The sequence below is a fragment of the Rhodococcus sp. T2V genome (assembly GCF_029269925.1).
In the GTDB taxonomy this organism is placed as follows: Bacteria; Actinomycetota; Actinomycetes; order Mycobacteriales; family Mycobacteriaceae; genus Rhodococcus_F; species Rhodococcus_F koreensis.
The window spans coordinates 44,585-66,191 of the sequence record NZ_JARJBD010000044.1 but is presented as its reverse complement, the minus strand read 5'-3'; the positions used below and the strand labels follow the sequence as shown (position 1 = coordinate 66,191).

Below are 21,607 nucleotides of genomic sequence, written 5' to 3'. Positions count from 1 at the left end.
GCCGCACACGGATTGGTCAGATTCCCGCGCAATTGTGCGTGATTCCAGCGAATCGGTGGGCAAACAGCGCGCGGCGTCTCGGCTACGAGCCCGACCGCTCACACGAGCCGACCGGATGCGCGGCCAGCAACTGCTTCGCGCGACTGCGGGCCGCGTTGTACCCATACCACTTCGAGTCGCCCGTGACCTCCCGGTCGAGTCCGTACAGGGCGCAGGACCGTTCCGGTTCGGGCAGCCGATCGAGGACGGGGACGGCGTCGACGGACAGCGAACCGAGGTAGCTCACGTCGATTCGCCCGGTGTCGCCGAACCGCTCCACGTTCTTCCCGGCCACGTACGCGCCGGGTCGATCGCGACGACCAGCAGCACGAACACCACACCCAGCCACAGCTCCGTCACCAGGACGGTCACCCGCAGCCGGGTGTACCCGTACTGGCGCTCGTACAACGACATCCGGTGGATCGCCTCGTCGACGACGACGAGCACACTTCGCCGGCTCATTCCCCGACTGTATTGCGCGCACGTGTGGATCCCGGTCAGAGCCTGTGAAGATTCTGTGCAGGTTTGCCCGCGAATCCACCACGGGGTGGTGGATTCGCACCCTGGGGTGCCTGTCGAACGCCTCGGCCCCGGCGCAAGGTTGGTCTATCAGCCCAGCTGGGAACCACAACCCGGCGGAGCCGGCCCCGTCGTCAGTCCCTGATCACCGGAGGTTGTCCACACCATGTCCCACATCCAGACCCGCATCGCGATCGGCGCAGGCGCGGCGTTCGTCCTCTCCGTCGTCGGCGCGGCCGGGATCGCGGTGGCAGGCGGAACTGCGCCTCCGGCCGCCGACGTGAGTGTCACCGAACAGCACCGTGACGTGGACACGGAGTCCACACCCCTCCCGGTCTTCACTCCCCCGGCGCTGAACACCCCGACGCAGGAATCGCCGGGATCGTTCGACACCGCGGCGGTGGACCCGTTCGAGCCGGCCCCCTGGCGGTATTAGGACTCCACCTCGACGTCTCCGGGTGACTTGTCGTCCCTGAGCCCACGCCAGCTGGGGTGCCGCAGTCTTCGCGAGCCGGTCCAATCCATGAACCGCACCTCCGCGACGAGGGTGGGGGTCACCCACACGGCACCCTTGCGGTCGGCGGTGGGGAGGTCTTCAACGAACGGGCTGGTGTCGGTTTCGAGCGGGCCCAGGGTGGATGCGAGTTCCTGCAGATCCCGTTCGGTGAACCCGGTTCCGACGCGCCCGATGTAGCGCAGCCCGTCGTCCTCGGGGACGCCGAGCAGCACCGAACCGATTCCACTGGACCGCCCGCCCTGACCGCGGCGCCACCCGCCGATCACGGCTTCCTGTGTGCGCCAGTTCTTCACCTTGATCCAGCTCGACCCCCGCTTGCCCGGCAGGTACACGGATTCGCGGCGTTTGGCCACCACACCTTCCCACCCCTTGCCGCGGCTCTCGTCCATGGCTTCCTGCGCGGACCCGTGCAGTTGCGGGGGCACGTCCAGGTCGTCGACCTTGGCCGCCAGCGCTTCGAGGACGCGGCGCCGATCGGTGTACTTCTTGCGCAGCAACGACACTCCGTCGAGGTACAGCACGTCGAACGCGAGGAAATGCGGCTCGTTGCCCTGCTGCAGCAGACCGAAGTTCGCGACACCCCGCTCGTCGAACGCGACCACCTCGCCGTCGAGGACCACCTCGTGGTCTTCGAGAGAGTCTGCCAGCCAACCTAATTGCGCATAGTCCTGGGTCTTGTCGTTGCCCGCGCGGCTCGTCATCTTCAGCTCGCCGCCACTGATCTCGACGATCACCCTGATGCCGTCCCACTTCCCCTCGAACGCCCACTCGCCGGCGTCGAGGCCGTCGAGGGTGCCTGGGCTCGCGAGCATCGGCGACAACCCACGCGGCAGCTCCGACGACCGCGACCCGCCCGGGGTCTGGTCCTTCATCAGGTGCATCAGCCACTGGTCGCCCTTCGTGCGGATCAGCGCGAACCGGCCCTCCACCTGCTCACCGTGCAACTGGACGATCACCTCGTCGTCCCGCCACTTCTCGGTGTCGTACGTTCCTGTGTCCCAGATCATCATCCGGCCGCCCCCGTACTCGCCCTTCGGGATGCTCCCGGAGAACGTGAGGTATTCGAGCGGATGGTCCTCGGTGTGCACGGCCAGGCGATTCTCCCCCGTCGTCGTCGGCACGTTCTTCGGCACCGCCCACGACACGAGAACCCCGTCCCGTTCGAGCCGCAGGTCGTAGTGGAGGCGCCGGGCGTGATGTTCCTGGATGACGAAAGTGTTGCCCTCCCCCGGCCGCACCGTGTGCGGCATCGGCTCCGGTGTCCGCCCGGGATCACGCTTGCGGCGGTACTCGGCCAGCGCCGCGGCGTCCTCGAGCGTCGGATCGAGTCCGGCGAGCAGGTCGCCGTCCGACTCCCACCGTTCGAGCACTTCCTCGAACCGCAGCTGTCGTAGGTCGGGGTCGTCGAGTTCGTCCCAGCTGCGCGGCGCCGCGACGTACGGCTGGGAGCGCCCCCGCAGCGAGTACGGGGCGATGGTGGTCTTGGACGGATTGTTCTGGCTCCAGTCGACGAATACCTTGCCCGCGCGCACCGCCTTGGCCATGGCGGCGGTGACGAGTTCGGGCCGCAGCTTCTCCAGCCCCGTCGCCACCTGCTTCGCGACGGTCGACGCGCCCGAACCCTCCAGCTTCCGGTCGAGCGGCACGTACAGGTGAATGCCCTTGCTGCCGCTGGTGACCGGGTACGCCGTCCAGCCGAGGTTCGCGACCAGGTCGCGCACCGCCCGTGCCACCTCCGCACATTCGGCGAGTCCCACCCCGGGGCCGGGGTCGAGGTCGAAGACGATGCGGGTCGCCGGACCCCGGCGTGAGCCGTCGAACCGCCACTGCGGCACGTGCAGTTCGAGTGCGGCCTGCTGTCCCGCCCACACGAGGGCCGCGACCGAGTTCAGCAGCGGGTAGTGCACGGACCGGTCCGAGTGCGCGAGTGCCCGGCGCTCCAGCCACCCCGGTGCGGAGGCCGCGAGGTTCTTCTCGAAGAACGGCTCGCTGTCCACCCCGTTGGGCCAGCGTTTGCGGGTGGCGGGACGGTCGACGACGTGCGGGAGCATGGCGGGCGCGATCCGCGTGTAATAGTCGATGACCTCGCCCTTCGTCGTGCCCGACTCCGGGTAGAGGACCTTGCCGAGATTGGTCAGGGACAGGCGATGTCCGTCGACCGTCAGTTGCCGAGTTCCCGCCGTGGCCACGCGCACCTCCCTCCGCCACTACATACATATTGTGCGCCGCGCGGCCGCTTCGCTGGCCGGATCGCTACCCGGCAGGCAAGATGACGGGGTGCACCGAGGACCTAAGACAGCCGTCGCCGCCATATCCGCTGCACTGACATTGCTCGCCGGATCCTGCTCCACCGACACCCCGTCGGAAGTCGACGCCCAGGCCGAAGCCTCGTCGATTCCCGAAGCGTTCACCAAACTTCCGTCCACCCGGGCGGTCGGCGACTGCGCTCCCGGCAGCGGCGTCACCGCACGGGACGGCGTCCTCACCATCGCCACCGACAGCCCGTCGTACCGGCCGTGGTTCGTCGACGGCGACCCGTCCAACGGCAAGGGCTACGAGGGCGCCGTGGCGCGGGAAGTGGTCGAAAAGCTCGGATACAGTCCGGACCAGGTGCAGTTCGAGACCGTCGACTTCAACGACGCACTGGCGGCAGGCGAGAAGAACTTCGACTTCGCCATCGACCAGTTCACGATCGTCGACACCCGGCGCGAGACTGTCGATTTCAGTTCGCCGTACTACGCCGTCACGCAGTCGGTGCTGGCGCTGAAGAACTCTCCCGCGGCGCGAGCCAAGTCGCTGGCCGACCTCGCACCGTTCCGCCTCGGAGCGCAGGTGGGGTCCACGAGTTTCGACGCCATCGCCCAGACGGTGCAACCCCGCCAGGCACCGGTCAGTTTCGCCACCACCGACGACGCCAAGGCCGCCCTGGCCGCGGGCGACATCGACGCGCTGGTGGTGGACATCCCGACCGGGTTTCAGATCACCGCCAACGAGGTGAAGGACAGCGTCCTCGTCGGCCAGTTCCCGCGCCCGAACGCCGTCACCGAATTCTTCGGTCTCGTGCTGGAGAAGAACAGCCCGCTCACCGCGTGTGTTTCCGCGGCCGTCGATTCCCTCTACGCCGACGGGACGCTGGACGCCCTTGCCGCCGAGTGGATCACCGACACCGGCGGCGCGCACGTCCTCGATTGATTACGCGTACAGCTCGACGAACGTCTGCAGGGACTTCTCGATGTCGCCCTTCAAGGCCTTCGCGACACCCGACCCGATCGGTCCGAACAGCGGTGCGCCACCCAGTTCGATGGTGAACACCACCTCGGACGCGTCGCCCTTCGCCTGGACGTCGAGCACCAGTCCGAGCTTCACGCCACCCTTGCCGTCACCCTTCAGAACGATGCGGTGAGGGGCGTCGTACTCCTTGATCGTCCACTTCACGCGGTTGCGGAGCCCCTTGACCGTGACGACGGAACTGATCTCGGTTCCGGCCGTGAGGGTCTCGGGCAGTTCGCCACGCCAGCCGTCGTGGACCACGAACCACTTGTCGAAATCCCGCAGATTCGAGGCCTTGTCCCAGGTGTCCCGGGGGCTGAGGGGAACGTCGGTCTTGACCGTGAGTTTCGCCATTGGGGCAGCCTAACGGCCCGTGAGTACTTGTTAACCGCGGGCGGTTAACAAGTACTCACGGGGCCGGAGGCCCTAGTGCGAGACGGCCTTCTCCACACCGACACCGGTGAGCGAACGGACCTCCATCTCGGCCTGCTTGGCGGGATCCTCCGCCTTGCCGCGACCGAGGTAGGTGCCGACGACGCCGAGCACGAACGCCAGCGGGATGGAGACGATGCCCGGGTTGGCGAGCGGGAAGAAGTCGAAGTCGGCGGTCGGGAACATCGACGACGGCTTACCGGACACGGCCGGGGAGAACACGATCAGCAGGAGGCAACTGATCAGGCCGCCGTAGATGCTGAACAGGGCCCCGGTGGTGTTGAACTTCTTCCAGAACAGCGAGTACAGCAGCGTCGGCAGATTGGCCGACGCGGCCACCGCGAAGGCGAGCGCCACCAGGAACGCGATGTTCTGGCCCATGGCGAGGATGCCGAGGACGATCGACACGAGACCGATCACGACGACCGTGATCCGGGAGACCCGCACCTGGGACTCCTCCGACGCATGTCCGCGCTTGATGACGCTGGCGTAGATGTCGTGAGCGAACGACGCGGACGCCGTGATCGCCAGCCCCGCCACCACCGCGAGGATGGTCGCGAACGCCACCGCGGAGATGATCGCGAGGAAGATGGTGCCGCCCAGTTCGAACGCGAGCAGCGGTGCCGCCGCGTTCTCCTTGCCGGGTGCGGCGAGGATGACGTCGGGGCCGACCATCTTGGCGGCGCCGTAGCCGAGGACGAGCGTGAACAGGTAGAACGCGCCGATCAGTCCGATCGCCCAGGTGACCGAGCGGCGGGCTTCCTTGGCGGTGGGGACGGTGTAGAACCGCATCAAGACGTGCGGCAGGCCGGCGGTGCCGAGGACCAGGGCGATGCCGAGCGAGATGAAGTCGAGCTTGCTCATCGAACTGATGCCGTATTTGGCGCCGGGAGCGAGGATGTCGCGACCTGCGATCGCCTCGTTCGTGGAGCCGGCGACCGTCGCCTGGGCGTCGGCGAGCAGTTGGGAGAAGTTGCCGCGCACCGCGAACAGGACGAGGAAGAACATGACGCCTGCGCCGGCGACCAGCAGCACCGCCTTGACCATCTGCACGTAGGTGGTGCCCTTCATGCCACCGACCAGCACGTAGACGATCATCAGCACACCGACGACCGCGACGACGATTGCCTGGCCGACCTTGCCGTCGATGTTCAGCAGCAGCGCGACGAGCCCGCCCGCGCCCGCCATCTGCGCAAGCAGGTAGAACAGCGAGACCACCAGCGTGGACAGCGCCGCCGCCATCCGCACCGGACGCTGCTTGAGCCGGAAGCTCAGCACGTCGGCCATCGTGAACCGGCCGGTGTTGCGCAGCAGTTCCGCGACGAGCAGCAGCGCCACCAGCCACGCGACGAGGAAGCCGACGGAGTACAGGAAGCCGTCGTAGCCGTACACCGCGATGGCGCCGGCGATGCCGAGGAACGACGCCGCCGACAGGTAGTCGCCGGCGATGGCGAACCCGTTCTGCGGTCCGGAGAACTGGCCGCCGCCGGTGTAGAAGTCCGAGGCCTTCTTGGTGGTGCGGCTCGCGCGGATCACGATGGTCATCGTGATCACGACGAACGCCACGAAGATGGCGATGTTGAGGAGCGGGTTGCCGACGTCGGTGGCTGCGGCGAGTGTGGTGATCACTTGAGCGGTCCTTCCAGCTCTTCGCGGATCGCGGCGGAGCGGGGATCGAGTTCCCGGTTGGCGAACTTCACGTACAGCGCGGTGATCACGAACGTGGTCACGAACTGGCCGAGACCGAGGACGATGCCCAGGTTGACGTTGCCGATCACCTTGGTGGCCATGAACTCGGGGGCGTACGTGGCCAGCAGGACGTAGGCCGCGTACCAGGCGAGGAAGAATGCCGTCATCGGGAAGACGAAACTGCGCAGGCGGTGTCGCAACTCCTGGAACTCCGGGCTCGCCTGCATGTCTACGAAGGCTTGCGCATCAGGGGTGCGCCGCTTCTGCGGTGCGCCCTCACTGAGGTCGGCTGTGGTCACTGCAGACTCCTTGGTCGTGTGAAGTGAACTGAGTGCCGACGCTAGTGAGAGGTGAGTCACAGAAACAGGCTGTGGCGGCTGTCACACGGCGAGCTGCCGGACTGTGCGGCGAGCGGTCACCCGACCGCGACAAGCGGCTCCGCCACCCGTGCGTGCTCGAGGAGTGCAGAGACTCGTCAAGCACTCACGGGGAGCGGAGCTCCCTCTCGCGGTCGGAGCCCACATCGAGCCGCTCGGGGGCGTGCATGCGGGTGAAGATCCGGCTGAGGTCGACGGGGATCTGACGCTTCGTCGCCTTGCTGACCAGCACCATCGTGACGAAGGCCAGCGGGACGCTGACCGCCGCCGGGTAGGCGACCATCGCCGCGGGCCAGCCGTTCCAGGCATCGACGGTGAGGCCGCCGAACACCGACACCCCGGCCGCGCACCCGGCGACGAGCCCGCCGATCACCATCCCGGCACCCGCCCCGACGGCGGTGAGTCCACGCCACCAGATGCCGAGGACGAGCAGCGGGCAGAGGGTCGACGCCGCGACCGCGAACACCAGCCCCACCGTGCGCGACAGGTCCAGCGACGTCACCGCCAGCGACAGCGCGAGCGGCACCGCCCCGGCGAGGACGGCGGCGATCCGGAAGTCCCGGATCCGGCCGCGCAGGACGTCGGTGCTCAGTACCCCGGCGATGCTGACGAGCAGGCCGGACGACGTGGACAGGAACGCGGCGATCGCCCCGGACGCGACCAGCGCCGCGAGGAGTTGCCCGGCCCACCCGGAGAAGACGGAGCCGGGCAGCAGCAGGACCGCGGCGTCGGACGTGCCGGTGATGAGCAGTTGCGGCACGTACAGCCGCGCGAACACCCCGAGCAGCGTCGGGAACAGGTAGAACACGCCGAGCAACCCGACCACGGCCAGCGACGTCAGCCGGGCGGCCCGCCCGTCGGGGTTGGTGTAGAACCGGACCAGCACGTGCGGCAACCCGAGGGTGCCGAGGAAGGTGGCGAGGATCAGCGAGTACACCTGGTACATGGGGTGGTCGCCACCGAACCCCCAGCCGGGAGCGATCCAGTCGGAGTTGTCGGCGGGTGCGCCCGCGACCACGGGAACGGGTGCCCCGGCTTCGAGCGTCATCGTGGTGCCCTCCCCGAGGTGGTGTTCGCCCGGTTCGAGCCGGATGTCGCCGGTCGCCGCGACGCCGTCGATCGTCCCCGACCCGCCGACGGTCACCGGTTCCGACACCTGCACGACGACGTCGGTGGTGATGTCGACGGTGGTCTGTTCGCTGACGGTGGGCGGTGCGGCGGCGCCCAGTTCGTGGTGGTCGGCGAAGAAGTACACCGACAGCGCCAGCGCCGGGATCGCGACCGCGGTGAGTTTCAGCCAGTACTGGAAGGCCTGGACGAACGTGATGGACCGCATGCCGCCGCCGACGACGTTGGCGATGACGATGACCCCGACGACGACGGCCCCGACCCAGCTGGGCACGCCGAGCAGGATGTTCAGGGTCAGTCCGGCGCCCTGGAGTTGCGGGACGAGGTACAGGGCGCAGACCGCGGCGACGACGAGCATCGACAGGGTGCGGAGCCGGCGCGACCCGAGCCGGAACTCGGCGAAGTCGGGCACCGTGTAGGCGCCGGACCGTCGCAGCGGTGCGGCGACGAACAGCAGCAGCCCGAGGTAGCCGGCGGTGAATCCGATCGGGTACCAGAGGGCGTCCGCGCCGTATTTCGCGATCAGGCCCGCGACGCCGAGAAAGGATGCGGCGGACAGGTACTCGCCGGAGATGGCGGCGGCGTTCCACCGCGGTCCGACGCTGCGGGACGCGACGAGGAAGTCGGAGGTGGTGCGCGCCAACCGCACTCCGTAGATGCCGATGGCCACCGTCGCGACCGCGGCGGCCGCGAGACCTGCCAGGGTCAGCCAGGGAATGGGTTGGTCGGTGGGCACGGGACGCTCAGTCGTCCACCAGGTCGGTGAATTCCTGCTCGTTGCGCTCGGCCTGCCGCACGTAGATCCAGCCGGTGGTGAGCAGCACCGGGTACACGAGCGCGCCGAGCACCACCCACGGCAGCCGGATTCCCAGCACCGCCACGTTCGACAACGCCGGGAACAGGAACATCACGAGCGGCACCGCGCACAGCAGGCACGCCGCGAGCAGCGCCAGCCGGATCGCGAGCACGAGCTGGGTGCGGACGAGTCCGCGGATCATCGCGTCCCCGACCGCCGTCTGTTCCTGCACCTCGACGCGGGTGCGGACGATGCGCGCGCCGCGACGCTGGGCGAGGACGACCCGCACCCGCTCGGGCGAGCTCATCGCGCGGTCCACGTCTGTTTCGGCGCCCGGACCAGCCGGTCCTTGAGCATCCGGGTGTGCCTGCGGCTGACCGGCAGTTCGACGGGCGGGTGGTCGCCGTGCGCACGGAGGCACACGACCAGACCCGTGCCGACGGTCCGGATCCCGGTGACCCGCGGCAGCGCGACGAGGTACGAGCGGTGCACCCGCAGGAACCCGGCGTCCGCCCACCGCGTCTCCAGCGCCGAGATGGGGATGCGGACGAGGTGCGAGCCGTCCGCGGTGTGCAGGCGCGCGTAGTCGCCGTCCGCTTCGACCCACTCGACGGAGGATCGGTGCACGAGGGTGGTGATGCCGCCGAGTTCGACGGGGATCACCTCGTCGGTGGGGGCGGGAGGCCCGGCGTCGACGCGCCGGCGGCGCCCCTCGACGATGCGGCGAACGGACTCCGCCAGCCGCTCCTCGCGCAGCGGTTTGAGGAGGTAGTCCACGGCGCCGAGGTCGAAGGCGGCGACGGCGCGGTCGTCGTGGGCGGTCACGAACACCACCTGCGGCGGGGACGCGAAGTTCGCGAGGATCCCGGCCAGCTCGAGACCGTCGAGTCCGGGCATGTTGATGTCGAGGAAGACGGCGTCGATGTCGCCGTCCCGGAGGATGCGCAACGCCGTGGTGGCGTCGCCCGCGGTCCGGATGTCGCCGACGGCGTCCTGGGCGCGCAGCAGGAACGCCAGCTCGTCGAGGGCGGGTTTCTCGTCGTCGACGGCCAGCACGGTGAGGGGTGCGTCCGGAGACCTGTCGTCAGTGTGGTTCACAACGACAGCAATCGTCGCACGGACGCTTCCCGTTCACGTCGAGATCCCCCGCCGGAACTTCGGGACGCGCATGCTCACCTTCGTGCCCGCGCCGGGCGCGGTCTCCACCACCAGTCCGTAGTCGTTGCCGAACGCGGCGCGCAGGCGGTCGTCGACGTTGGCGAGCCCGACGTGCGCCGCCTCCTTGACCCCGGACGACTCGGCCACCGCATCCAGCGACCCCGACCGCAGCAGTTCCGGGTCCATGCCGACGCCGTCGTCCTCGACGCTGATCACGCAGTCGGTGCCCTCGTCGGCGGCGACGATGCTGACGGTGCCGCCGTCCGGTTTGGCGGCGATGCCGTGCCGCACCGCGTTCTCGACCAGCGGTTGCAGGGCGAGGAACGGCAGCACCACGTTCAGCACCTCGGGCGCCACCTGCAGTTTCACGGCGAGGGCGTCGCCGAACCGGGCGCGCTCGAGGGTGAGGTACCGGTCGATGTTGCGCAGTTCGTCGGCCAGCAGGGTGAACTCCCCCGCCGACCGGAACGAGTACCGGGTGAAGTCGGCGAATTCGAGGATCAGTTCCCGGGCGCGGTCGGGGTCGGTGCGGACGAACGACGCCACCGTGTTCAGCGCGTTGTAGATGAAATGGGGGCTGATCTGCGCGCGCAGCGCCCGCACCTCGGCGCGGTCGAGGCGGGCGCGGGACGCGTCGAGGTCGGCGAGTTCGATCTGGCTGCACGCGTACCGGGCGACCTCGGTGACGGCGCCGAGCATGCCCGGTCCGGGGTCTTCGGTGGTGACGATGCCGAGCACGCCGACCACCCCGGTGGCCTCGATGAGCAGCGGCTGGGCGATCAGCGCCCGCACCGCGTTGTCGCCCGCACCCCGGACGAGGCCGCCGTAGGCGACGAGCACCCGGCGTTCCCCGTCGACCGCGCGGGCCGCCGCGTCGCGTAGTTGTTCGGTCATCGCCTCGTGCGGTCCGCTCCACGCGAGCAGGTCACCGGCGGCGTCGAAGACGCCCAGCGCCTGCGCCCCGGTCAGCTGACGCAGATGCGGCGCGGCCTCGTCCGCCGACGTCCCGTCGAGCCCCCGCCGCAACGGGCGCGCCGCCAGCGACGCGGTGTGGAGGGTCGTGTGGACGGCCCGCTCGGTGGGGGTGGTCAACTCGCGCCGGGCGCGCAACCACACGGCGGTGAACGCGACGAGAGGAACGAGGACGAGCAACGCCACCACGGCGACGACGGATCCCGTCATTCGCCGGTGTCCAGTCGGGCGATCAGGGTTTTCGGAGCGACGGCGCGGTACGCGTCCTCGACGATGTCGGCGACGTCGTCCCAGTCCTGCGGCACGTCGAGGTACACCCCGATCCACCCGCGGCCCCCGACGTACGGCGGGACGAAGAACCGGCCGGGGTCACGGTGCACCCAATCCTGTTGCGCGCCCGGCGGGGCCGCGGCCCAGAACGACACCCGGTCGTCGTGGTGCCGGTCGGCGAGGGTCGCGAACTGCGGCGCCTTGCGGACGAACCACGCCGGTTCGCCGTGACTGACCCGCTCGGTCGCCTCGGGCAGTGCGAGGCACAGCGCCCGTAGCCGTTCGAGGTCCGCTTTCTTCACGGCGATCCTCCCTCGGCGCACGTGTCCGGTGCGGGCAGGCCGGCGAAGCGGTCGGCGATCCACTGCACCGCCCCGGGAACGGATCGCCCGTCCGCGTGGCCCTCCCCGGGCCGGGTGTCGAACTCGACGACGTCGCCGAGTGTGCACGCGTTGTCGACGGCCCGCGAAGTCCATTGCGGCAGAATGAGGTTGTCCCGATCCCCCACCACGACGAGCATCGGTCCGCTCGCACCGGTCTTCGGCAGCGCGATGTCCTGCAGCCACCCCCGCATGCGCTCGGCGTCGGCCGCCGTCCGCGGGCCCGTGTCGGCCGGGGTGAGCTGGGTCGCCACCGTCCACTTCTCCTGGAGTTTCGCGGTGACGCACGACAGCGTGACATCGGGGGCGGCGGCGAGGGCGCCGCGCATGTAGTCGTCCGGGTTCAGCTCCGGGTGGATCACCTTCAGTCCCTCGAGGAGGTACGGCAGGAACATCTTCTGCGGCAACGACAGTGGTTCGACGGTCCCGTCGGCGACGATCCCCGACAGGTCGGCCGCCGGTGACAGGTTCGCCGCGCCGACGAAGTCGAGGCCGTCGCCGTAGTCGCCGGCGTGCTCGGCGGCGGACCACGACGCCTGCCCGCCCTGCGACACTCCGATCGCCGCCCAGCGCGCCGACGCGTCCGGCACCACGTTGTGCGCCGCCCGGACCGCGTCGATCAGGTCGTAGGCGGCGGTGTCCGGTTCGAGGTAGGGGTGCGGGCCGTCGGTGCCGAGGCCTTGATAGTCGGTGACGGTCACGACGTAGCCGCGCTGCAGCAGCGGGCGGACGAGGTTCGTGGTGCCCAGCAGGGTCGGCGAGGACGACGGGGCGCATTCGTCGGTGACGCCCGTGGTGCCGTGCCCGACCGTCACGACGGGCCTGCCGCCGTCCGGCGCGGGACCGCCGGGAGTGAAGACCGTGCCCACCACCTCCGCGCCGCCGCCGTCGACGCCGGACGTCGACCGGTAGACGACGCGGGTGGCCGTGGCACCGAGGGCGGTGATCGCCGGATCGATGTCGGGCACCGGCTGCCGGCTGATCAGGGCGCCCCGCTGGTCGCCCGTCGGCGCCGGGGAACCGGACGGAGAAGCGGGTGCGGCCACCGACGTCGTGGGGGGCGGGGCCGGGGAGGCCACGTCCGTGGCGCAGGCGGTCAGCGTCAGGGGAACGGTCAGCGCCAGGGCACCGGCCAGCGCGACCACGGCGGTTCGCACCGGACGCACACCCACCTCGCACCTCATTCGCGACGTCTCCGCACCCGCTCCTCGGCTGCGGCCTCCTCCACATCGAGACCTTCCAACACGCTACGCATCACTTCGTCGTCGAGTGTGCCCGCATCGCGCGCGGCGATGAGCGCCTCCCGCTGTGCGCGCAGGGCGGCGCGGCGGTAGTGGTCGAACAGTGCGCCTGCCCGTTGCTTCTCGGCGGCGTCCTCCGCCTCCTCGGCCTGCAGGCGGGCCCGCATCGACCGCCGCACCCGGTCGAGGATGTCGGTGACCGCCGTGCGGTCGACTCCGGCGGGCGGGTTCGCGGCGAATTCGACGAGCGCCCGTTCGCCGGCGTCGCGGGAGATCGCGCGGGCCAGCGTCACCTGTTCCTCCTCGCGCCTGCGTTCGTCGGGATCCGCCAGATCGAGGGTCCGGATCAGCAGCGGCATGGTGGCGCCCTGGATCAGCAGGGTGCCGACGGCCACGACGAACGCGATCGCCTGGATCACCTCGCGTCCCGGGAACGGCTGCCCGCTCGCGATCACCACGGGCACACCGGACGCGGCAGCGAGCGTGACCACCCCGCGCATTCCCGCCCAGGACACGACGACGCTCTCCCGCCACCCCAGTTCCACGGAGCCGCCCGGCGCCCTGATCGCCAGCCCGAGGCGGCGGCGAAGCCTGTGCAGAAGTATCCACGCCGGGCGGATCGCCATGACCACCGCAAGGACGGCGAAGCCGTAGAAGAAGATGTGGAGCACCGGCAGACCCTGGTCGCGAACGTCGTCGATGACGAACCTCAGTTGCAGCCCCATGTAGGCGAACACGAACATCTCGAGCAGGAGGTCGACGCTCTCCCACAGCGACCGCTCCTGGATTCGGGTGGCCACGGACGCGTCGGTGGCCTTGTGCCCCATCAGGAATCCCGCGGCGACGACCGACAGCACACCGGACGCGTGGATCTCCTCGGCCGCGAGGTACGCGGCGAACGGGAGCATCAGCCCCAGCACCGTTTCCAACGGCGAGTCGTACATGCGGTGCCGCACCCACTCGACGATCTTCGCGAGCACCAGCCCGATGAGCACCCCGCCGACCACCTCGTAGGCGAAGAACACCACGGGAGGGACGGGTATCTCCGCCCCGACGACGGCGGACACGGCGACGGCGAACAGGGTCAGCGCGGTCGCGTCGTTGACGAGCCCCTCACCGGTGAGGATCGCGATCACCCGGTTCGGCAAACCCAGCCTGCGGCCGACCGCGACGGCGCTGACCGCGTCCGTCGGCGCGACCACGGCGCCGAGGACGAGCGCCGCGCCGAGCGTGAATTCGGGAACCAGCCAGTTGGCGAAGAACGCCACCCCCACCGCGGTCGCCAGGACGGTGAAGATCCCCAGCCGCAGAATCGGTGCGAGGTGGCGCCGGAACGTGGCCACCGAGAACTTGAGGGCCGCGGAGTACAGCAGAGGCGGCAGCACCACCCCGAGGATGGCCTCCGGGTCCAGTTCGAGGCGCGGCATCCCGGGAATGAACGATGCCACCGACCCGATGGTGACGAGGACGAGCGGCGCCTGCAGATCGCGGCGCTTCGCGAAACTCGTCACGGCGATGGCCGCGATGATGACGAGGAGCACGAGGACGCCGTTCACGACACCGATTCTGCCGCGCCCGCCCGCGATGCGCGGGTCATCTCCGAAGACACGTGCGGGCCCCGGTCCGAGAACCGGGGCCCGCACGGTGTGTCCGGGAAGGGTTCACTCCTTCGGGGGAACAGCCTTCTTCGCCGCGTCGGCGGCCTTGTCGATCTTGTCGCTGTACTTGCCCCCGGTCTTGCTGTCCGCGACGTCGGCGGCCTTGTCGATGGCGCCGTGAACCTTGTCCGCGTTCTGCGAAGCGGCTTCCCTCCCCTTGCCCAGCAGGCCCTTCAGTGTGTCGACGAAACTCATCGTTCTTCCTCCTCCGGTGCATGCGCACGCAGTGTCCGCGCGAGTTCGATCACCCGCCGTGCACCCAGTCTCACAGCATTGACTCGGCGACGCCAACCGTTCGGATCGTCGCGAGCGGTACTCCGGTCAGTGCACGCCCGGAAGATCTTCCGGGGCCGCGAAGAGGCGGCGGTGCTCACCGTGCAGCCTGCCCGTGACCCACCATCCGATTTCGACGAGAACCACTCCCACGAGCCCGCACACGAGAGCGGAGGTGGTGGCGGCGACGTTGGTCGGATCGAGTTTGAAGAACTCCCGCGTGAACGGCAACGCGAACAGGATGAGGTATCCCGCTACGGATCCGAAGATCAGCACCAGCTTCCACCACACGTACGGCCGGGCGACGACGGCCAGCACCCACAGGGCGATCATGATGAGGGTGATGAGCGCCGACGTGCCTGCCTGAATCTTCTGCGTCTCCGTCTGATCCGGGCCCGCGTACACGAGAAGGTACGAAATGAACGTCGTGACACCGATGATCACACCGGACGGCACGGCGAGGCGCATCACACGCGGCACGAACCCGGAGCGTGCCCGCTCGTTGTTCGGGGCCAGCGACAGGATGAACGCGGGAATGCCGATGGTGAACCAGGCGGCGATCGTCACGTGCCGCGGCAGGAACGGATACGGCACCGGCTCGAAATGGAAGATCTGCGACAGCACACCGGTGAGTCCGATGAGGAACGCCAGCAACACCGAGTACACGGTCTTGGTGAGGAACAGGTTCGAGACGCGCTCGATGTTGCCGATCACCCGGCGGCCCTCGCCCACCACGTACGGCAGGGTGGCGAACTTGTTGTCCAGCAACACGATCTGCGCGACCGCGCGGGTGGCGGGGCTGCCCGAGCCCATCGACACGCCGATGTCGGCATCTTTGAGGGCCAGCACGTCGTTGACGCCGTCGCCCGTCATCGCAACGGTGTGACCGCGAGACTGCAGCGCCCCCACCATCTCCCGCTTCTGGTCGGGGCGCACCCGGCCGAACGTCGTCGCCGTTTCCAGGGTCTCGGCGAGGGCGTCGCGGTCGTCGGGCAATTCGCGGGCGTCGACGGGACGGTCGCCGCCGGGCAGCCCGAGCGATCCGGCCACCGCGCCGACCGACACGGCGTTGTCACCCGAGATGACTTTCACGGTGACGTTCTGGCTCGCGAAGTATTCGAGGGTGCCGCGGGCGTCGGGACGCACCCGCTGTTCCAGGATCACCAGCGCGCGCGGCGTGATCGCACCCGGTGCCGCGGGGTGGTCGACCGCGACGTCGCAGCTGCCGAGCAGGAGCACCCGCAGTCCCGAGGAGCCGACTTCCTCGGCCTGCCGGGCCATGTCGCTGCCGGGGTCGAGCAGCACGTCGGGGGCGCCCAGGACCCAGTTGCCGTGGGCACCGTACGACTGGCCGCTCCACTTCTTGGCCGAGGAGAACGGGGCCTCCGCGGTGGCGTCGCCCCAGCCGGGGGCGTCGGGAAAGGCTTCCGCGATCGCGAGAACACTGGCGTTCGGCCGCGGGTCGGACGCCGCCATCGCGGCGAGCGCCGCGCGGGACGGTTCGGCGTCGGACGGGTCGGCGCAGCGCAGTTCGGACAGCCGCATGCCGTTCTCGGTGAGGGTGCCGGTCTTGTCGGCGCACACCACGTCGACGCGCGCGAGGCCTTCGATGGCGGGCAACTCCTGCACGAGGCACTGCCGCTGACCGAGCCGGATCACCCCGACCGCGAACGCGATCGACGTCATCAGCACCAGGCCCTCGGGCACCATCGGCACCAGCGCGGCCACCATCCCGCTCAGCGCCGGCCGGATCGACTCGCCGCTCGAGAACAACTGGTTGTAGATGATCAGCAGACCCGCCGGAATCATCAGGTACGTGATGAACTTCAGGATCTTGTCGATGCCGCTGCGCAACTCCGAGTGCACGAGCGTGAACTTGCTGGCCTCGTCCGCGAGTTTCGCGGCGTACGCGTCGCTTCCGACCTTCGTGGCCCGGTAACAGCCGCTGCCCGACGCGACGAAACTCCCCGACAGCACCTCCTGACCGACGTCCTTGTGCACGGGGTCGGCCTCACCGGTGAGGAGGGACTCGTCGATGTCGAGTGCCGCCGCCTCGACCACGACCCCGTCGACGACGATCTGGTCGCCGGCGCCGAGTTCGATGATGTCGTCGAGCACGACCTCCCGCGGTGCCATCGCGACGGCGACGCCGTCGCGGCGCACCACCGGTTTGGTCTGGCTGACGATCGCCAGCTTGTCGAGGGTCCGCTTGGCCCGCACTTCCTGGATGATGCCGATCCCGCTGTTGGCGATGATCAGCAGGCCGAACATGCCGTCGACGATCGAACCGGTGGCCAGCACGATGATCAGCAGCACCCCGAGGATCGCGTTGATCCGGGTGAACACGTTGGCGCGCACGATGTCGCGCACCGACCGGGCGGCCCGATCCGGGACGTCGTTGGTCTTGCCCGCCGCCACCCGCTCCGCCACCTGCGCGGCCGTCAGCCCCTCCACCGCGACGACTGCAACGCTGTCGGTGCCGGTTTCGTCGTATGCCATGGTCAAAGGCTACGCAACGAGGCTCGGCTCCGAGGGGATGCGCGCCGGACTCAGCCGAGTGCGGTCCACCACGGGGTCTGGGCGGCCGGCTTCAGTGCGTCGACGCGCTGCCCAGGCATCGGCACGGCCACCGGGGTGCCCGCCTCCTGCGCGGCCGCGAGCATCCGGACGATCGGCTCGGACCACGTGTGGAACGCGAGGTTGAACGTGGCCCAGTGCACCGGCACCAGCAGTCCACGGGTCGCGTCGCCGGCGTTGAGGTCGGCGTGCGTCTGCACCGCCTCCTCGGGGTTCATGTGGATGTCCGCCCACCTGGTGTCGTAGGCGCCGACGGGCAGCAGCGTGAGATCGAACGGTCCGTACCGGCGGCCCAGGTCGGCGAACCGCGTCGTGTATCCGCTGTCGCCGCCGAAGAACACTTTCCGGCTCGGGCCTGCGAGCACCCACGACGCCCACTGGGTGGTGTTGCGCACCAGGCCCCGGCCGGAGAAGTGCCGGGCCTCGGTGCACGTGAGCGTGAGTTCACCGAGTGTCGTCGACTCGTCCCAGTCGAGTTCCACGATCCGCTCCTCCGGCACCCGCCACTGACGCAGGTGCGCACCGAGCCCGACCGGAACGACGAACGGCGCCTTCTGGGTGGCGGCGAGTTGCTGCACGGTGGCCATGTCGAGGTGGTCGTAGTGGTCGTGCGAGATGACGATGGCGTCGAGGACGGGCAGGTCGGCCAGCGGCACCGGAGTCGGGTGCATGCGGGACGGACCGAGAAGCGCGGACGGCGACACCCGATGGCTCCACACCGGGTCGGCCAGCACCCGGTAGCCGTCGACCTCGACGAGCACACTCGAATGTCCGTACCAGGTGACGGCGACGTCGGCCGCCTCGACGGGCGCGAGGGGCGTCGCGAGCGGGATCGGCCTGCGCGGGCGTCCCGCCTTGCCCCGCGTGATCAGCGCCTTGAGAATCCCGGTCTCCGAACCGGGCAGCATCATGCTGCTCGGATCGGTGTTGTGGAACTGACGGTCGCGGTACCGCGGCGACGTCGCGGCGTATGGGCGCACCTTGGCACGCGACGCGCCCATCTGAGACGGAAGGCCCCACGCGGCGCGCGTCAGCCACCCGAGGGCGGCGGTGGCCAGAACAGTCGTCACGGCGTTCTTCGCTTTCACCCCGACAACTGTAACCACGCGTGCGGGAAAGGTGCGGCCGACGGCTACTGCCCGCGGAACACCGGGGGACGCTTCTCGGCGCGGGCGGCCCGCGCTTCCTGCGCGTCGTAGCTCTTCCACGCCGCATGCAATGCCGCGAGCTGCTCGGGCGGCGGCGGGCTCTGGGTGCCGTCGTCGTTGAGCACCATCTTGAGGTGTTGCAGCGACAGCGGCGCCAGGCGTGCGATCGAGTGCGCCCACTGCTGCGCGACGGCGAGGTCGCCGCGCTTGTTGGCGAGACCGTGCGCCAGCGCCTCGTCGGCCCCGACCTCTTCCGCGCCGAGCAGGATCGTTCGTGCCGGTCCGCCGCCGATCAGGGCGGCCAGCCGGTGCACGGTCCACCGGTCCACGGAGATCCCGAGCTTGGCGGCGGGGATGGCGAAGCGCGCCTCGGGTGCGACCACCCGCAGGTCCGCGGCGAGCGCCAGCTGGCTGCCCGCGCCGATCGCGGGGCCGTTGATCGCGGCGATGACGGGGACGGGGACCGAGTCGATGGTGTGCAGCATCTCGAGCAGGGTGTCGGTGAACCCGTCGGCGTACACGTCGCCCGACAGGTCGGCGCCCGCGCAGAACGCGCTGCCCTGCCCTGTGAGGACGATCACCCGCGCGCCGTCGGTGACGGACTTCTCTGTCTCCTCGCGCAGCAGTTCGCAGATCTCGGTGTTCAACGCATTGCGACGGTCGGGTCGTTGCAGTTCGAGGGTGAAGACGTCGCCGTCACGACTCGTCCCGATCATGTCCACTCGCTTTCTTCGTGATTGCTGTCCACTTCCGAATTCTCCCCTGCCCACCCGACTGGACATCCGTCACCCAACCACAGCCGAATCGGCCGGAACACACGAGCCTCTCCGGTAGTTGTGAGGATGGAGGTGAGGACCGACATGAACAGTGAAGTGGACGTCGCCGTGATCGGCGCGGGACAGGCGGGGCTGTCTGCCGCCTACTATCTGCGCAGGTTCGGGGTGGAGCCGGAGTCCGGTTTCGTCGTGCTCGATCACGCGCCGGGACCCGGTGGCGCGTGGCAGTTCCGGTGGCCGTCCCTGACGCTGAGCACCGTCAACGATGTCCACGACCTGCCCGGGCTCGGCTTCGCCGAGACGGTCGGCGTGGACCCGCACGACCCCGAGGCCGCGCTGGTGCACGCATCCAGCGCCGTTCCCCAGTACTTCGCGACGTACGAGAAGCAGTTCGAGTTGCCGGTGCACCGTCCCGTGCACACCCGGGTGGTGTGCGCCCGTGACGAGCGTCTGCACATCGAGACCGACAGCGGCGTGGTGTCGGCCCGCGGCCTGATCAACGCGACGGGAACGTGGGAACGCCCCTTCATTCCCCGCTATCCCGGCGCGGAGTCGTTCACCGGCCTCCAGGTGCACACCAGGGACTACTCGGCGGCGCAGGACTTCGCGGGACAGCACGTTCTCGTCGTCGGCGGCGGTATCTCGGCGGTGCAGTTGCTGGACGAGATCTCCCGGGTCACCACCACGACGTGGGTGACGCGCCGCCCGCCGGAGTTCCGGGACGAGCCGTTCACACAAGAGATCGGCCGCGCCGCAGTCGCTCTGGTCGAGGACCGGGTTCGCCGCGGGCTGCCGCCGGGCTCGGTGGTGTCGGTGACGGGGCTGCCCGTGACGCCCGCGATCCGTGCCGCCCGCGAACGCGGGGTGCTGGCGCGGCAGCCGATGTTCAGCGAGATCACCGAGGACGGTGTCCGCTGGGCCGACGGCCACGAGGCGAAGGTCGATGTGATCCTGTGGTGCACCGGTTTCCGCAGTTCGCTCGATCACCTCGCACCGCTACGGCTGCGCGGTCCGGGCGGCGGCATCACGATGACGGGACGCCTGGCCACCCAGGTAGCGTCGGATCCGCGGATCCATCTCGTGGGCTACGGACCGTCGTCGTCCACGATCGGCGCGAACCGGGCCGGGCAGGCCGCGGCCCGCGAACTCACCCGGCACCTCGGGTTGCCCGCCCCTACCTGATCAGCGAGGCGACGAACGAGGCCTGGTCGGGTCCCGCCTGGTACATGCTGCCGAAGTGACCACCCGAGTACACCCGGTAGTCGAGATTCGTTCCGGCCCCGCGCATCTCGGACACGAGTTTCTCCGTCAGCGGCAGCGGCACCGACGCGTCGGTGACCCCCTGCACCAGCAGCAGCGGACGGTCGTACCCCGCGACCGGGACCTCGAGGTATTCGCGCAACGCGTCCTGCAGCGCGGGCACGTCGAGCGCCCGCGACAGCATCTGCGCCACCGACACGTTCCCGGTCATGGCGGCGAACTGCCGGAACGGCACTTCGGGGGCCGCGTCCACGAACTGCTTCCCGACCGGGGTCAGATAGCTGTCGACGTCCAGTTCCGGGTACGCGTCGCGGACCCCGGCGATCAGGTACGACATGTACACGGTGAGACCGGCGAGGCCCTGCGGCGGAAACGCGGGACCGCTCCAGTTCGACACCGTCTCGATGTTCGACGGCACCCCGTTCGCGACGGCCCCGCGGTAGTCGAGTTCCGGCGCGTACGACGTGGCGACGTGCGCGGCGAACACCGCGGCCTGACCACCCTGGGACAGTCCGACGGCCATCCACGTGGAGGAGAGGTCGGCGTCGATCTCCCGGGCGGCGCGCACGGCATCGACGACGCTGCGGCCTGCGACCTTCCCGTCGAGGTAGGGCGGCACCCCTGGGGTGCCCAGGCCCACGTAGTCGGTGGCGGCCACGGCGTAGCCGAGTTTCAGCCAGCTGCTCACGTAGTCCGAGGATTGCGGGTCGACGCCCGTCACCGAGGGTGCGTCGGCGTCGGAGTCCCCCACCGTTCCGTGTGCCCACGCGATGACGGGCCATCCCCCGGCGGGCGGCGTCCCGGGCGGCACGAACACCATCCCGGTGCACGGGGTGATGCCGTGACGGTCGGTGGTCAGGTACGTCATCCGGTACGCACTCCCGGTTCCGCGGAGCCAGAGTTCGGCAGGCAACTCGGACGAGGCGACGACGGTGCCGGGGCTCGATCCGGTCCGCAGGGGATCCGCACCGACAGTGGGTGCCCACAGCACGCTGACCAGTGCGAGCAACGCCACGATGCGCCACCATCTCCGCACCTCTCAACGGTAGCTGCGCGGGGGTGGCGCAGTACTCTGAATCGTCCACTCACGGGGAAGTGGGACGCACGAGACCGGGAGAGCAGAAGAG

At 69.6% G+C, this 21,607-nt stretch carries 21 protein-coding genes; 3 read left to right on the top strand and 18 right to left on the bottom strand.

Annotated features, from left to right (window positions below):
• Window positions 1-82: 82 nt before the first annotated feature.
• Both P3H15_RS55545 and P3H15_RS55540 read right to left on the bottom strand, forming a co-directional pair.
• Complete coding sequence (locus P3H15_RS55545; RefSeq protein WP_346348810.1) at window positions 83-334, bottom strand: hypothetical protein; 252 nt, start codon at window positions 332-334, stop codon at window positions 83-85.
• Complete coding sequence (locus tag P3H15_RS55540; RefSeq protein ID WP_346348809.1) at window positions 283-501, bottom strand: DUF4153 domain-containing protein; 219 nt, start codon at window positions 499-501, stop codon at window positions 283-285. The genes P3H15_RS55545 and P3H15_RS55540 overlap by 52 nt, the downstream gene beginning before the upstream one ends.
• Window positions 502-724: 223 nt before the next feature.
• Between P3H15_RS55540 and P3H15_RS30755 the strand changes: the two genes are divergently transcribed.
• Entirely contained in the window at window positions 725-994 is a 270-nt protein-coding gene (locus P3H15_RS30755) for a hypothetical protein (RefSeq protein ID WP_072944717.1), read from the top strand.
• On the opposite strand, the gene P3H15_RS30750 is transcribed toward P3H15_RS30755, so the two are convergent.
• A complete protein-coding gene (locus tag P3H15_RS30750) occupies window positions 991-3,264 on the bottom strand; it encodes an ATP-dependent DNA ligase (protein WP_276140674.1) in 2,274 nt (757 codons plus the stop codon). The genes P3H15_RS30755 and P3H15_RS30750 overlap by 4 nt on opposite strands.
• 88 nt (window positions 3,265-3,352) lie before the next feature.
• On the opposite strand from P3H15_RS30750, the gene P3H15_RS30745 reads away from it, so the two are divergent.
• Window positions 3,353-4,267, top strand: a complete 915-nt coding sequence (locus P3H15_RS30745; protein WP_276140673.1) for a transporter substrate-binding domain-containing protein — start codon at window positions 3,353-3,355, stop codon at window positions 4,265-4,267.
• Here the strand turns inward: P3H15_RS30745 and P3H15_RS30740 are convergent, their stop codons facing one another.
• The 14 genes from P3H15_RS30740 to P3H15_RS30675 form a co-directional block, all read right to left on the bottom strand.
• Window positions 4,268-4,699, bottom strand: coding sequence for an SRPBCC family protein (locus P3H15_RS30740; RefSeq protein ID WP_276140672.1), 432 nt, complete (start codon window positions 4,697-4,699; stop codon window positions 4,268-4,270).
• Between the two features lie 72 nt (window positions 4,700-4,771).
• Window positions 4,772-6,406: a cation acetate symporter gene (locus P3H15_RS30735; RefSeq protein ID WP_276140671.1), complete on the bottom strand. Its 1,635-nt coding sequence runs from the start codon at window positions 6,404-6,406 to the stop codon at window positions 4,772-4,774.
• A complete protein-coding gene (locus P3H15_RS30730; RefSeq protein WP_276140670.1) occupies window positions 6,403-6,765 on the bottom strand; it encodes a DUF485 domain-containing protein in 363 nt (120 codons plus the stop codon). Before P3H15_RS30730 ends, P3H15_RS30735 begins: the two co-directional genes overlap by 4 nt.
• 184 nt (window positions 6,766-6,949) lie before the next feature.
• A complete protein-coding gene (locus tag P3H15_RS30725; RefSeq protein WP_276140669.1) occupies window positions 6,950-8,707 on the bottom strand; it encodes a cation acetate symporter in 1,758 nt (585 codons plus the stop codon).
• A gap of 7 nt (window positions 8,708-8,714) precedes the next feature.
• The gene (locus tag P3H15_RS30720; protein ID WP_160101643.1) at window positions 8,715-9,074 is read right to left on the bottom strand and encodes a cofactor assembly of complex C subunit B; all 360 of its coding nucleotides are present in this window, start codon (window positions 9,072-9,074) and stop codon (window positions 8,715-8,717) included.
• A complete protein-coding gene (locus tag P3H15_RS30715; RefSeq protein ID WP_124395006.1) occupies window positions 9,071-9,865 on the bottom strand; it encodes a LytTR family DNA-binding domain-containing protein in 795 nt (264 codons plus the stop codon). The genes P3H15_RS30720 and P3H15_RS30715 overlap by 4 nt, the downstream gene beginning before the upstream one ends.
• 33 nt (window positions 9,866-9,898) lie before the next feature.
• Window positions 9,899-11,107 (bottom strand): histidine kinase, encoded by a 1,209-nt coding sequence (locus P3H15_RS30710; RefSeq protein ID WP_276140668.1) that lies wholly within the window; start codon window positions 11,105-11,107, stop codon window positions 9,899-9,901.
• A complete protein-coding gene (locus P3H15_RS30705) occupies window positions 11,104-11,469 on the bottom strand; it encodes an MmcQ/YjbR family DNA-binding protein (protein ID WP_276140667.1) in 366 nt (121 codons plus the stop codon). Before P3H15_RS30705 ends, P3H15_RS30710 begins: the two co-directional genes overlap by 4 nt.
• Window positions 11,466-12,731 carry a lipase family protein gene (locus tag P3H15_RS30700; protein WP_276140666.1) on the bottom strand — a complete coding sequence of 422 codons (1,266 nt, stop codon included), beginning with the start codon at window positions 12,729-12,731 and terminating at the stop codon, window positions 11,466-11,468. The genes P3H15_RS30705 and P3H15_RS30700 overlap by 4 nt, the downstream gene beginning before the upstream one ends.
• Window positions 12,728-14,344 carry a Na+/H+ antiporter gene (locus P3H15_RS30695; RefSeq protein WP_276140665.1) on the bottom strand — a complete coding sequence of 539 codons (1,617 nt, stop codon included), beginning with the start codon at window positions 14,342-14,344 and terminating at the stop codon, window positions 12,728-12,730. The genes P3H15_RS30700 and P3H15_RS30695 overlap by 4 nt, the downstream gene beginning before the upstream one ends.
• Before the next feature lie 105 nt (window positions 14,345-14,449).
• Window positions 14,450-14,641, bottom strand: coding sequence for an antitoxin (locus tag P3H15_RS30690; protein WP_005244012.1), 192 nt, complete (start codon window positions 14,639-14,641; stop codon window positions 14,450-14,452).
• Between the two features lie 126 nt (window positions 14,642-14,767).
• Window positions 14,768-17,218 carry an HAD-IC family P-type ATPase gene (locus P3H15_RS30685; protein ID WP_276140664.1) on the bottom strand — a complete coding sequence of 817 codons (2,451 nt, stop codon included), beginning with the start codon at window positions 17,216-17,218 and terminating at the stop codon, window positions 14,768-14,770.
• A gap of 50 nt (window positions 17,219-17,268) precedes the next feature.
• Window positions 17,269-18,384, bottom strand: coding sequence for an MBL fold metallo-hydrolase (locus tag P3H15_RS30680; protein ID WP_276140663.1), 1,116 nt, complete (start codon window positions 18,382-18,384; stop codon window positions 17,269-17,271).
• Between the two features lie 44 nt (window positions 18,385-18,428).
• Window positions 18,429-19,160: an enoyl-CoA hydratase gene (locus P3H15_RS30675; RefSeq protein ID WP_005244016.1), complete on the bottom strand. Its 732-nt coding sequence runs from the start codon at window positions 19,158-19,160 to the stop codon at window positions 18,429-18,431.
• 144 nt (window positions 19,161-19,304) lie between these two features.
• Here P3H15_RS30675 and P3H15_RS30670 point away from each other — a divergent pair, with 144 nt between their 5' ends.
• A complete protein-coding gene (locus tag P3H15_RS30670) occupies window positions 19,305-20,402 on the top strand; it encodes an NAD(P)-binding domain-containing protein (RefSeq protein WP_276140662.1) in 1,098 nt (365 codons plus the stop codon).
• Here P3H15_RS30670 and P3H15_RS30665 read toward each other — a convergent pair.
• Complete coding sequence (locus P3H15_RS30665; RefSeq protein WP_276140661.1) at window positions 20,395-21,495, bottom strand: lipase family protein; 1,101 nt, start codon at window positions 21,493-21,495, stop codon at window positions 20,395-20,397. The genes P3H15_RS30670 and P3H15_RS30665 overlap by 8 nt on opposite strands.
• Between the last annotated feature and the right edge of the window lie 112 nt (window positions 21,496-21,607).